11 protein-coding genes are annotated in these 13,183 nt (G+C 38.6%); 3 read left to right on the top strand and 8 right to left on the bottom strand.

Annotated elements, in window-relative coordinates; genetic code table 11:
* Positions 1 to 65 precede the first annotated feature (65 nt).
* The 5 genes from BN3769_RS01025 to BN3769_RS01000 all read right to left on the bottom strand — a co-directional run bounded on the left by BN3769_RS01025 (position 66) and on the right by BN3769_RS01000 (position 4,542).
* On the bottom strand, positions 66 to 1,760 hold the full coding sequence (locus BN3769_RS01025; protein ID WP_068466669.1) for a DUF927 domain-containing protein: 1,695 nt from the start codon (positions 1,758 to 1,760) through the stop codon (positions 66 to 68).
* A 33-nt stretch (positions 1,761 to 1,793) separates the two neighbouring features.
* Positions 1,794 to 2,057, bottom strand: a complete 264-nt coding sequence (locus tag BN3769_RS01020) for a septation protein SpoVG family protein (protein WP_068466667.1) — start codon at positions 2,055 to 2,057, stop codon at positions 1,794 to 1,796.
* A complete protein-coding gene (locus tag BN3769_RS14595) occupies positions 2,023 to 2,199 on the bottom strand; it encodes a hypothetical protein (RefSeq protein WP_154017766.1) in 177 nt (58 codons plus the stop codon). The genes BN3769_RS01020 and BN3769_RS14595 overlap by 35 nt, the downstream gene beginning before the upstream one ends.
* A gap of 125 nt (positions 2,200 to 2,324) precedes the next feature.
* Positions 2,325 to 3,473: a hypothetical protein gene (locus BN3769_RS14960; protein ID WP_228840583.1), complete on the bottom strand. Its 1,149-nt coding sequence runs from the start codon at positions 3,471 to 3,473 to the stop codon at positions 2,325 to 2,327.
* A gap of 22 nt (positions 3,474 to 3,495) precedes the next feature.
* Positions 3,496 to 4,542, bottom strand: coding sequence for a PDDEXK nuclease domain-containing protein (locus BN3769_RS01000; protein WP_068466663.1), 1,047 nt, complete (start codon positions 4,540 to 4,542; stop codon positions 3,496 to 3,498).
* A 269-nt stretch (positions 4,543 to 4,811) separates the two neighbouring features.
* On the opposite strand from BN3769_RS01000, the gene BN3769_RS00995 reads away from it, so the two are divergent.
* Together BN3769_RS00995 and BN3769_RS00990 are read left to right on the top strand one after the other, a co-directional pair.
* Positions 4,812 to 5,417 (top strand): cupin domain-containing protein, encoded by a 606-nt coding sequence (locus tag BN3769_RS00995; protein WP_068466661.1) that lies wholly within the window; start codon positions 4,812 to 4,814, stop codon positions 5,415 to 5,417.
* A 580-nt stretch (positions 5,418 to 5,997) separates the two neighbouring features.
* Entirely contained in the window at positions 5,998 to 7,053 is a 1,056-nt protein-coding gene (locus tag BN3769_RS00990; RefSeq protein ID WP_068466658.1) for an acyltransferase family protein, read from the top strand.
* Between the two features lie 349 nt (positions 7,054 to 7,402).
* Here the strand turns inward: BN3769_RS00990 and BN3769_RS00985 are convergent, their stop codons facing one another.
* The 3 genes from BN3769_RS00985 to BN3769_RS00975 all read right to left on the bottom strand — a co-directional run bounded on the left by BN3769_RS00985 (position 7,403) and on the right by BN3769_RS00975 (position 12,000).
* Entirely contained in the window at positions 7,403 to 8,353 is a 951-nt protein-coding gene (locus tag BN3769_RS00985) for a zeta toxin family protein (protein ID WP_068466657.1), read from the bottom strand.
* Positions 8,354 to 8,981: 628 nt separating this feature from the next.
* Positions 8,982 to 9,680 carry an isochorismatase family protein gene (locus tag BN3769_RS00980; protein ID WP_079989356.1) on the bottom strand — a complete coding sequence of 233 codons (699 nt, stop codon included), beginning with the start codon at positions 9,678 to 9,680 and terminating at the stop codon, positions 8,982 to 8,984.
* Positions 9,681 to 10,173: 493 nt separating this feature from the next.
* Positions 10,174 to 12,000 carry an amidohydrolase gene (locus BN3769_RS00975; protein ID WP_068466655.1) on the bottom strand — a complete coding sequence of 609 codons (1,827 nt, stop codon included), beginning with the start codon at positions 11,998 to 12,000 and terminating at the stop codon, positions 10,174 to 10,176.
* A gap of 120 nt (positions 12,001 to 12,120) precedes the next feature.
* On the opposite strand from BN3769_RS00975, the gene BN3769_RS00970 reads away from it, so the two are divergent.
* A complete protein-coding gene (locus BN3769_RS00970) occupies positions 12,121 to 12,819 on the top strand; it encodes a M17 family peptidase N-terminal domain-containing protein (protein WP_068467466.1) in 699 nt (232 codons plus the stop codon).
* The last annotated feature ends 364 nt before the right edge of the window (positions 12,820 to 13,183 follow it).

Genomic DNA, 13,183 nt, shown 5'->3' with positions numbered 1-13,183 from the left:
TTTTTAATGGTGAGAATTGTGAGAAAGTGAGATCTCACATTCTCACCTATCTCACTTAAAAAATTTTAGATGACTTCTTCTTTGCCAACTGGGATCTTTTCAAAGCGATAACATCTGATTCGTCCAACGCCTGGTGGGCTTTCCGTGCGTGTCGATTTGCCGTCGGTCGATGGTTTGAGGTAGCCTTTTCTAATAAGAAGTTTAGCCGCTTGCTTCCAATCTAGCCCTTGGCAAATTTCATTTTTAAACACCTCTTCTAGGACATAATATTCCATTCGATCACCTTCTACTTTTTTGAACCCTGCTCGGTTGTAGGTCTTACTATCTGGCTCTCCATACCAAGAAGAGAAGCGGCTGTCTCCATGCATTTCAAAAAAAAGCTGAATCTTTGAGAGCATTTTTCTTTCTTCTAAATTCTGGTCATCTCCTCGGTTTTCAAGCCAATCAGTAAAACATTGCCCGACAGCTTTAACGGCCGTACCATTTTCCCATTTGGTAATACCAAAATAGGTGGCAAGCTCGCCGCCTGCAGCGACCAGGCCAAAGCGACGACCCACGCGTTTGACTTGACCACAAGAGCCTTTTGGGACATAGGTGTCTATAAAGCCGTCAATTGTGGCATCAACAGCTGTTTTAACGAGTTCAAAGTCATCGGATAGATGCATGATATATTCGCGGCCAGCAACTCCGTGGCATTCTCTTGCAGCTTCCATCATTGCATTAGCAAATGTAGCACCATCAAAAAAATTATGAAGAGTTTCAAATACCCCAAAAGATCCAACATCAGCTGGAATGTCAGCGATACGCGTCTCTTGTCCAGCTTTGGCTCGCTTGCCATCTTCAAGCATATGTTGAGCTAGGCTTACTTCACCAGTAGAGAGAAAGAGGCAGCGAAACTTAGCTTTATCTTTGGCACCTCCACCTCTATCTGCCCGCGCTTTACCCGTTCCATTACCAAGCATGTAAGCAACCTCGCCGGCATCTTTGGGGTTAATTTCACCCATTTCATCGAGTGGCAAGAGGAGGTCATTATACATTTTTGCCGTCGCCTCTAAGCCATTGGCTGTTGCTCGCCATCTTTGGATATAATCTTTTCCACCAAATAAAGAAGCGGCGATATAAAGAGAGGTTGTTTTACCCGTGCTGCTTGCTCCTCTTAAATGAAAGCCGCCATTTTCTTCGTGGCAAATACCAAGGAGCGGACCCGCAAAAGCGGCACTTAGCGAAAAGATCAAGCGAGAATTGCCAATACAATGAGCTGCTATTCGTTTTTGCCAATCTTCTAGTGTTCCGATAGAATGAAAGATCGGCTGTCCAATGGAGGGTCCTAAAAACAGCACTTTTTCTCCCATCTGTTTTCCTATTGGACCTTCTGGCAAAACGTAAGATTGTCCATGCCAGCCGGTGCGATCAATGGTTCTTACTCGTTCAGTAGGATTGCAGGATAAAAGATAACGGGTAAGAAATTCTTTTGCTTGGCGATCTTCTCCAAGCTTGAGCCCTTTAGAAAGAAGCATTTTCCGAATTTCACTGCCATCGGCTGCTAAAAGCTCTTGCGGCATCAGCCAATGATGTGACTTGCCATCTGGATCAGAGAATTTTAATAGCTTAGCATAATTTTCATTGCGCTCATCTCTTGCATAAGCGAGCACATAAAGAGGGGAGCATACAAAAATCTTTGCATTGCCCTTGGAAAACCAGACGCCTGCTTGATTAATTTCAAAGCCATCAGCAAGAGGATAAGAGAGTTCATCACTCATAAGTTCACCTTTCTGTTACATTTTTTTGAAATTTCATAGACCCATGACCTCCTCGGCTTTATGGCAAATAGCTTTCTCAATCTCCTTGCTAAGAGAAAGAGTGGTTGGATGAAAAATGGCCACATTTTGCTCTCCCACTTTTCTTGTTGGGTAAGTAATGCGATAGCCTGTTCCATCGCGTCTTTTATGGACGCCAATTGAGCTGATATAGAATTGGTTGTCTATCTCCACAGAGGCAAAGGCAATCAAGCCATTTTGTGGCTTAATCGGGAGAAGCTCCACTTTTGTAATGCTCATAACGCTCCGAATGGTTACGCTTGTCTATTTGAAGAAGCAAATTAAAAAATGCTCCCAAACGATTAGAAGATGCTTCTGCTGGTTGCTCAGTAGGCAAATCTTTTTTCAATTGAATGTGGGCATTAAAATTGCTGTCTTTCATGCCCACAGTCTACGTCAAGGCTTGGGTAAAATAGAAAAAGGCGGAAAGTGTCGGAACCCCGAAAAAGAATTCCTAGGGAAAGGTTCTAAAAAGCCTATGTTTTTGTCGGAAAAATGTCGGAAATTTTAATGAAGAGAAGTGGAGCTGAAGTAATCGCCCCAATTAAAGGAAGGAAGATGCTTTTTTGTCTTCTTGATACTTATGAGATGTCCTAAGAGTTTAGCTGGGTCAATTTCAACATTAAGGTCGCCAAGTTGAACCAGTGAGCCTGCAAATTTATCTGTAGGAAAAAAGACTTTTTTTAATTCCTTCTTAAGTTCTAATTCTCCTAAAGTATGCGAAAGGGTTGGAAAGTCAATAATTGAGTAAGGCTCGGCACCTAATAGCAACTTTAAGAGCTTGTAAGAACGCGTGAAGCGCTGAAGCTTTTTGATAAAAAATGGTTCTTTATCCAAATTTTCCCCACCTTTATGGACAATAATCCAATACTGCTCTTGCTTATCAAGGAAAAGTTCCAACGCTTTTAAGCTGACCTCTTCATGAATATTGATACTCCTCTTTACATTGGCGAGTCGCTCTAAAAGGAAGAGTCCAAAGCTTTGAACGGTTTCTGGTATTTTTAGACCAACAAATAAATGAGATAAATTGCGCTCAAAAGCATCATTAGTTGGTGCAACACCATTCTTTGTCCACTCGGCCCATTTTAACAATACATCCCACTTGCCCCACATAGAATTTGTGCGCTGTCCAGAAAGAATTTCAATCTCTTGCTGACATTTTTGAAGGTAAGGTGAAAAAGACAAGTCGACGTTTACATGAACCTCTCCTTGCAATTTCATGCAGCTTAATAGGCAATATTTTGAAATGAATATGTTCAGGTCATCTTCAGCAAGGTTTCTCAAGAGAGAAGCGAAGGCTTTATAATATTCGTAATAAAGCGATTCTAATTCGAAAAAAGGATTGGTCAAATCTTTGGAATTAACTTTTGATTTCAAAAGATTGGAAATTTGGTTACTAGAATGATTGGTTGCCTCTATCTTGATTTGAATCTCTTTAAAGCATTTCTTGCCATCTTCGAAAAGTCTCTTTAAATTACAAGTTAAAGAGGCATGGGCTTCTTCCTTCTCTTTTTTTATCGATTCAAGAATTTGAATGTTAAAGGAATTTGTTTGCATGAACTGCATAAAAGCAGAAAAATCGGCTAGCCATTCTCGAGAAAAAGGGGCTTCTAACCTCTTTAGGTGCTTAGCGAGAAGTTCACTTACATCTTTCATAAATCTTTATTTATTATTTGAGCTATTGTTCTAATTCATTAGGCGAGAACTCTGCTTCAATGTCTTCAACTGTTGGTAGGCTACCTTTTAAGTTATCAGGTAAAGATTCCATGATTTTGGTTTCATAACTTGCTACTCCAATTGGCTTGTAGTTATCTCGAAGAGCATACTCTACAACGATTTTATCCTTAGTTTTACATAAAATCATTCCAATTGTTGGGCGATCTTCTGGGTGGCGGAGCAGATCATCAACAGCAGAAAGATAGAAGCTCATTTGTCCAGCATCTCTTGGATCAAAATCGGTTGCTTTGAGTTCTACAACAACATAACACCGCAGCTTCAAATGATAAAATAAAAGATCAATTGCGTATTCCCTACCCGCAACTTCTAAGCTATATTGCCGTCCAATAAAGGCAAATCCTTGTCCTAATTCCATTAAGAATTTTTGAATATGATCAATTAACCCTTGTTCTAATTCTTGTTCTCGATATTTTGTATCTAAGGAAAGGAATGAAAAATTATAAGGGTCTTTAAGGGTTTGTTCTGCTAAATCAGACTGAATTTCAGGGAGAGTCCTTTTAAAATTATTGATTGCTTTTCCTTGGCGGTTGTAGAGACCAGATTCAATCCAATTGACGAGCATATTGCGACTCCAACCATTTACGATCGTCTGTTCCGCGTACCACAACCGCTCTTTTGTATTATTAAGCTTCTGAAGTAATACAATATTATGTCCCCATGGAATTTGGGAAACAGCTGTTTCCCTAATACCATCAGGATAACTTTCAGCAAACTGACGCATAAATTTTAAATTTCTATGAGAAAATCCGGAAGAATTAGGAATTAAAGAACTTATATCATTAGCAAATTTTTCAATTATCTTGCTTCCCCACTTTTCCTCTGATACTTTTTTTGAAAGAGCAGTACCGATACGCCAATAAAGCTGGGTAAGTTCATTGGTAATGGACACAGCAGTCCTAAGCTGGGTTTGCTGGATATCAGACTTAATTTGATCCAAAAAATCGATATATTTATCAGGATTAATTGATGTCAAGTTTGCTGAGCTCATGGATCCTCGATTGCTTTTACCAAAACTTATATCATTTTATACAAATTGCTTCTAGTTGCAAAGACTGAGATTAAAAGTGCTTTAAAGTAATGCATTGCAAGTGATAATTCGCAATAGGGAAAGTTTTAAATTATTTCATAATATGAATTTCTTAATTTTAAGTAGCTTTTAGATGATTTTTTTCCACATTTTTGATATCATATGCCAAAGAGAATCTTCGTGCAACGAGGCCGGCTGCTCATCAATTGGAAAAACTAGACGGAGTTTTTATGAAAAAGGTATTAGCCATATTAATGTGTTCACGATTCTTCCAAATTCAAGCTTTAGAATACGAGCAACAATTTGAAAATGATCAAATTTGCATAGGCAAAGCAACAATAGCACCTCATGAAGAAATTGGTCTTCATCGTGATATGCATCCACAAGTAGTTATTGCCTTAAAAGGAGGAACGATTACTCGTCTTGAGGCAGATGGGCGAACAACAGACGTAAAATTCCCAACAGGTAAAGCTATTTTTAGAAAAGCTGACCCAGAAAATGAACAGCATCGTAGCGTAAATAATTCTTCTGAACCAGTGGAACTTATTATTATTCAACTCAAAAATAGCCAATCTGTCAACCAAAAGGTAGATGAAGAATCACATGACATTGCAATAGACATAAAAATTAATTGCCCAATGAGTACAGAGTTAAAAGACTTTGTAAAATCAATTCCTCCTGCAGGCAACTATTCTTCAAGCTTCGAGGAATGGAAATCTTCTTTTGTTAACAATATGACAAACTTGATTCGATTAGTAGAAAGTGAAAAAATATCTAATTCATTTTGGTCTGTTAAAACTGATGATCGCTTGTCACAAGAAGTTAAGGATAAATAATAAAATCTTTCGATTTAACTCCCTCAATCAAGCTAAATCGAGGGAGTGTTCATCAATTTTTTGATAATCTTATCAATCATTAATACAGTTAACAGTTGCTTTAGCGTAAAATAGGTACATCCAGTCAAGGAATCTTCACCATATATTCAGTAAGAGTTTGTACAATTTTACTCCAATCAAAAGTTCTGAACCCGTCCAACCGCCCCCATTCTTTTTAATTTGACTTCCTAACATCTCAACACTTTCCAGCAAAAGCCATCATCCAATTCTCATCATTGCTCATCGTTTAAACTTTAAAAGCGGAGATTGAGCAACATGGCAATCATTCAAAAAAGGAAGAATAAGAACGGAGTACCAGTTATCAGGTCATGATTCGACCTAATGATGGGCTGCCTCTAACTTGTAAAACTTTTCCGACGCTTCCGCTAACAAGATTTACAAGAAAATTCCAAGGACTTCGGCTTTTAATTCTCCCTTTTTTCTAATCTGCATTTGCTAAAATTTTCTTTCCTGCTACGTTCTTTTTTTTGAAAAAAATATCGAAGATGTGCATTGGCTGAAATCGAAATGGAATTTTAGAATGCAACCAAAAGATGAAAATATTGAAACCTTGCGAGGACTAGCAATCCTCTTAGTTGTGATAGGTCACGCCATTGGAGGCTCTCGAGAATATGGATTGAAGATCTCTGATGACTCCTATTATCACTTCGCCTATTTTTCCCTGCAATATTTGCGCCTGCCCCTTTTTACAACCATTTCAGGATTCGTTTATGCACTTAAACCAGTGCGACAAGGGGAGTTATACAAGTTTATTGTTGGCAAGGGGCGCCGCATCTTAGTGCCCTTCTTTTGTGTGGGAACGTTACAATTTATCATCGCCAGCATCGTGCCTTACGTCCATCATCCAACCAGCCTCAGCAGTCTTTGGTTGATATATTTCTATCCTTATGCGCAGTTTTGGTTTTTACAGGCTCTTATGCTAATGCTAATAGCAATTGGTTGCGTAGAAAATAGGATCCCTTTGCACTCATTTTTTCTATGGGCGCTTTGCTTTGTAGCAGTGCTTTTAGCCAATTCATTTCCGCTGAATGTGGAACTTTTTAGCTTCACTAAGTTTCTCTATCTCTTTCCATTTTTTTTGCTTGGCATAGGTTTAAAGAGATTTGCCCCTATTTTTTTTCAGCGGCGGCTCATCTTTCCACTCTTTCTCATCTTTTTGCTGAGCTTTACATTTCAGCAGTTGACATGGTTTAAAGTAGTTGATTTTCAATATTTTATTTCCTGGCGTTTAAATCTCATCGAAGGCTTTTCAGGAATGATATGTCTCTTTTACATCAAAGGCCAACTCAAGCTCAAATGGCTCGCTTACATTGGAAACTTTGCCTATTCCATTTTCTTATTTCACACTTTTTTCACCTCCGGAAGCCGTATCATTTTGCAGCAAATGGGGATTGCGGACCATTTTTCACTTTTCTCGATTTCAGTGCTGCTAGGCATTCTGCTGCCCATCTTAGCAGAGAAACTGCTAAGCAAAAATTCCTATGCACGATTTTTTTTCTTGGGCCAAAAGTTTGGTTGGCAACGCGAAACAGATGCTGCTAGGCATTCAATGCCAAATGTGCTTCAAAATTTTTGACCCAGTGCATGCTCTTGTGATTAAGAAGTGAACCTGAGGAATATTAATGACCTTTCGTTCACTCAATCATGAGGTCTTTCAAATTAAAAAATGTTAAAGCGAGTTCTCGTTATGAGATAATGTTAGAGAAATCTCTTTATCAGTCTTATCATGAATTGCTTAGAATACAAAGCGCGCAAGGCATGACGGTCTGATCGCTTATTACAGTTGATGTCAATTTGTCTTTTGAAAATGGGTTCATTTGGTAAGAGAGTATAGTCCAATAATTTTTTTCAGTCGTTTTTAGAAAAAAAAGCTTTAATTGATTACTTAGCAAGAGGCCTTTCGGCCTCTCATGCATGTGTAGCAACTAAATTTTATTAAAAATCTGGGAATTTTTCTCGACAGTTAATTCCCAAGAAAGGTCTGGTCGTTTTAATACTTCTATTGCTGCGTTGTGATTCATCTTTATCTTATCATATTGAGATATCGAAATGATTTGCAATGTACCTAAGCTTTCAGAGTTATCCGTATTTCTAATCCACTTAGCGGCTAATTGCGCATCTTGTTGAACTTCATCACGATAGTAAAACTCAATTTCATCAGCATATGCTAGAAAAGTGTCATTGATGCGCTGAGGTAGCAATAGTCCTTTCTCTTTTATGTCTTGCTCAGTTGTCTGTATAAAAGTCTTATCCCTTTCTTTGATAGATTCCCAACGGATATCATCTGGAGCTGTTATATGTATTAATCTAATTTGATAATGTTGTTTTTTAAGAAAATTAAAAAAAATATTCGTAGCAAAGCCAGATGAAGTGGTTCCAAAGTAAAACGCATATTTTTCACGAATCAAGTTTGCGAGAATTAAATGTGTTGAAGCATTTGACCCCGGTCTCCATTTGTTATAAGCGTCTTGACGAGCTTCTTTTGACCCCTCACTTTTTTCAAGGTCTGCTTTATAAGTTCTAGTTTGATGTTGTAGACAGACATCATCAGGACAAATGTAGGCAAAATTTCTGCCTTTTGAGGCGTTTTCTTCTAACTTTTGACGTAATTTAATAGTTTTTCCAGCTCCGGGAGCTCCAGCCGTAATAATGGCCATATTTTCTTTAATCGGATTTCTAGACAAAATATTTTGATACAGTTCATTAATGTCGTCACGTAAATTTCGTGATTCTTCCAATGAATAAAAATTAGGATGATCAAAAGCTTTTCCTGTCAGGAAACCTTCTAAAATAGTTCTTGGTAAAGAGTATTCATAACCACTAGATTTGTCATAGATTAAACTGACATCACACACATCGTATTCTATACCAAACATAGTTTCCTCCTTAAGTGAATGGACTCGTGTATTTGCAATTAACGTATTGAGAGAATGCACAAGTCATAAGTTAAGTAAATCGTTTTAATAAAATCTCATTATGAAAAAAATATATCCAAAGTTAGATGAAAAATTAATGGCAAAGGCAGACTCCAGAGCACGTGTTTCCTATTTGTAAATTGTTTTTTTAACGTTCTCAGTTACCCGTTCAATACGAGGTAAACGAACAATGGATTCATTGCCCAAGCGAAATAAGGGATTGGCTGTACTAGTGGAAAATTGATCATATTATTAAAAATGCAAGCTCATACAAGCAAACGCTGCTGAAATGATGGGCACCCATTAACCTAAAGTTTCCGCCTTATTGCGCCGCAAACCTTTGATTTTTTTGTGTGGAACGTTTAGTGCATTTTTTAAACTTGTTTGGACAAGATATTGGATATTAGCGTACCCAATATAGCATTGGTTTTACATTAATTCAACTTTTTGTAAATCCAGAAATTGTTTTCATTCTCTTGCTTCTACCTGTATCTTTTTCATAAAGTTTCATGTAAGACAGTCGTACATTTTTGGAAATAGGATAGTGAAACATTTTTTAGGTTTAAAACGGTCGAACTAAACCTACTTTCTATTTCTTTTGCGTTACAACTTCTTGCGCTTTCTGATAGCTCTCGATGAGCGCTCCGTAGTTGGGGGCTACCATGGTATACAATTTAGCATAATCATTCGCATCCGGACGGTTCCATGTGCGCTGAACTTCGCTCAGCACAGCATTAGTAGAGGTGGGGATTACTCCGGCTTGAATAAAACGTGCCAAAGTGGTTCTAGATGCCATTTCACTGGGATCGCCTGAAGCGTCGATAACCGCGTATACCTTGAAACCCGCTGCTTTGGCATCAAGTGCAGGAAACATAACGCAAACACTCGTCCAGACGCCAGCCATAATTAAAGTCTTTTTGCCAGTATCTTGAACTGTTTTAACAAAAAGTTCGTTATCCCATGCATTCACTTCGCCCTTACGAGGAACATAGACGGCATGCGGTGCTGCTTCTTGGATCTCAGGCATAATTGGTCCGTTGGGCCCTTTGGGCTCGGAGGCAGTATAGATGACGGGTATATTCGCTAGAGACGCCAGCTTAGCAAGCATGGTTGTGTTCGTTCGCAATTCGGCAATGTTGATATCTTTCACAGTTTGAAAGAGGCCTGCTTGGTGGTCAAGTAACAAAATAGCTGTATCAGTGGGATCGAGCAAGCCTTTGCCAGCACCAGGAGCGTGTTTAATTCCATCGTGAATTTCATTTTTTCCATCTGATTGGAAGATAGCCATAAAAAACTCCTTCTTTAATTTTGGTTATATACTACCTAATAATTGGAGTTGCAAGTAAATTTTTTAATTTTAAAATTGAAACACTCTAAGATTTACCAATCCGAACTTGATTCTATTCCAATATAAAGCGAGCTATGTCTACTAGCTCTTCGTATAACTTTTCCGGTCTTAAAATATAAGATCCCAATGGCATTTTTAATATGTGGGTTCATTTAGCAGTTTATATGCGTTTGAAAATAAGTTCCCGTATAGTTTCCTGGACGCCCCGTTGTATTTGCAGTTGTGCGGTTGAACATAAATAACATCAAATGGGTCTCTTGGCTTTTCTAGATGGGCTAAAACAGACCAATCTTCTATCCATCGATTGGGAAGGGGATGGACCTATTGGAGTATCAGAACTTTGGCTTTCGTTAGCTTTGCTATCTCGGACAAAAAGAGAAAAGTTCTAAAAAATAGAGTTAAAAGGATACGCAAGCGTCAACATCGTTTCTTGCTACCAAGCAAAGCAATCACATCCAAACGACCATGGATTCAATGGCGCTTCAGCATGTTTATTAGTCCCAAGAATAACATCAAGAGAAGCTTTTTGATGATGACAGCATTGGTGGTGGTGATCATGCTGAAAGTAACCTTGATACTTTTTAACCGGAGACCAATCAGGGCTTACCGGCAAAGGCTTTTGAGTATCATATTCTCGGAAATCTTGTGAGCCATAAACCACTTTTCCTCCAACGATCGTGAGAAGCGATACAATATCCTTAATTGATTCTTCGGGAACAGCAAAATAATCATCGGAAAGGACAGCTAAATCAGCATACATTCCTTTTGAAAGGCTTCCTTTGAAATTTTCTTCGCGCGACAGCTTCGCACTTCCCACAGTATATAGATAAAGAGCTTCTAATCTCTCAAGTTTGTTTTCAGGGCCATAGAGCTCGGTGCCTCCAACAGTTTTTCCTGTCACCATCCAATATAAAGATACCCAAGGATTATAGCTTGCAACGCGAGTGGCATCAGTACCGGCTCCTACAGGTAAATCCAATTGAAGCATTTTGCGAATGGGAGGACTCCTTTTTGCCTTTTGATTGCCATATCGATTGATAAAATACTCACCTTGATAAGCCATCCGATGCTGAATAGCAACGCCTCCGTTAAGCGCTTTAATGCGCTCCAAATTATGGTCTGTGATTGTTTCTGCATGATCAAAGAACCAACATAGACCTTTAAATGGTATTTCTCTATTTACTTCCTCAAATACATTTAAAGCATGATTTATAGTTTCATCATATGTCGCATGCAAACGAAAAGGCCAACGATTTTCTACTAGAAAACGGATTACATTTTTTAGTTCCCCTTCCATTTTTGCAGGCATATCTGGGCGTTCATAAAGAAAATCCTCAAAATCCGCTGCTGAAAAGACAAGCATTTCTCCAGCACCATTATTGCGGTACATGCTATTTCCGGAATACGGGACAACCATTTTTGACCATCTCTGAAAATCTTCAAGTTCGTGGCCTGGCTTTTGAGTAAACAAATTATAGGCAATGCGTAAAGTAAGTTGATCGTTTTTATTCAATTGTTCGATGATTTGATAATCTTCAGGATAATTCTGAAAACCGCCTCCAGCATCTATGCAGCTTGTCAGGCCTAATCGATTGAGCTCTCGCATAAAATGCCTTGTTGAGTTCATTTGATCTTCAGGATTCAATTTAGGGCCTTTTGCTAATGTCGAATACAATATTAGTGCATTCGGTTCTGCAATGAGAGCCCCTGTTGGATTTCCATTTTTATCTCTTTCAATGCGTCCTCCAATAGGATCTGGGCTATTTTTGTTGTAACCTACAGCGCGCAATGCAGCTGCATTTAGCAGAGCGCGATCGTAGAGATGCAAAATAAATACAGGGGTTTCCGGGGCTACGGCATTGATCTCCGATAGTGAAGGCATTCTTTTTTCTGCAAATTGGAATTCAGACCATCCTCCAATGACCCTTACCCATTGTGGAGGCGGTGTGCGTTTAACTTGATCTTTGAGCATCTCCATCGCATATGCAAGGGAAGGAACGCCATCCCATCGAAGTTCCATATTGTAGTTGAGGCCACCTCTAATAAGATGAATATGGGAATCATTAAGGCCGGGGATTACTCGTTTCTTTCCCAAGTTTATTTGGGTTGTATTTTTGTCTGAAAGAGCTTGGATTTCTTTATCATTTCCAATCGCTTCCACAACACCATCTGAAATAAATATTGCAGTTACTTCAGGTTGTTTTGGATTAAGCGTTGTGATTTTCCCATTGAATAGAAGCAAGTTTTTCAGATCTGTCATAAATCCCTCTTTAACTTATGAAGGTTAACGTAGCTTTAGGCTTCGGGTGTGTCAAGTAAAAATATAATTTGTATGTTTTATAGTGCCGTGTTATATCGAACATATATCACGGGGGATAAAATGAACTTTATCTGTAAATATTTTATATGTGGGATTGCCCTTTCGATTTCTATTAATGGGTTCGCTGCTGAGGCTGCTCTTGGCACAAAAGAAAATATTGGAAAAGCTGCAGGGGCTGTTGATGTCGAAGTTTTGGTGCAGAGTCCGGCTGCGCAAAAAACTCCATTACAAATCGTTTGTGCATTTGAATATAAAGAAGGCGATCTTACAAAGTCACCTCCCGCTTTGCCGAAAGATCTAAACGGTTTACTCCATGTCGATGAAGCATTGAATGGATTGATTACTGATCTACGAAAATCTAATCAGTTTAAAGGGCAATTGCTTGAAACTCTTTTGATAACCCCTCCCTCAAATACAATTCCTGCTGAAAAATTATTGATCATTGGTCTTGGTAATCGAAACGATTTTAAGCCTGAGATTATGAAGTTAGTCGGTCTTACAGGTATGAGAGAGGCATTAAGGCTTGGTGTATCGAGTTATTCTCATGCCAGTGATCTGAAAGATGCAGGGATTGATTCTCCAACGGCCGAAGTAGCGGGTTATGTCATTAGTGGCGCATCTGAAGCATTCCAAACACAGAATTTTCTCTATAAACAAAATGCAAGCTCTTCACTCACTATCAAAAAAGTTATCGTGCTCTGCGGACCTGCCTATTTCGACGATACAAAAACAGGAATTAAAAAAGTTATAGCTCCTTAAAATAGACGATTCCTATTTGCCATGAACTATTCTAGCATTAACTCATTAAAACAGTGCTTCAGCAATGAGCTTTGTTGCTAGCTATTTTAAATTCCGAACTTGTATTGAGGCCTATACTCGTGTGGTTTATCTGCCTCCTTTGTATTATGCGTGAAAGAACGCCAGTGCCGGCAAAACTTATTTTTCAAGGGAATTTAACGTTCAACGATAGCATTGAGGCGACACGCGAAAACACGTTATAGCGAAAAATCGTATTACTTTTTATATTCAATCGTCTGTGAATTATTTTTTCTTCAATTAAACCTATAGAAGAATTAATTTGAACCCTTAATAGCTATTCTATTGCCTGCAATCCTTTTGACCG

The organism is Candidatus Protochlamydia phocaeensis (assembly GCF_001545115.1).
Classification (GTDB): domain Bacteria; phylum Chlamydiota; class Chlamydiia; order Chlamydiales; family Parachlamydiaceae; genus Protochlamydia_A; species Protochlamydia_A phocaeensis.
Note: the sequence above shows the minus strand (reverse complement) of the source record. Positions and strands in the feature narration are given on the sequence as shown.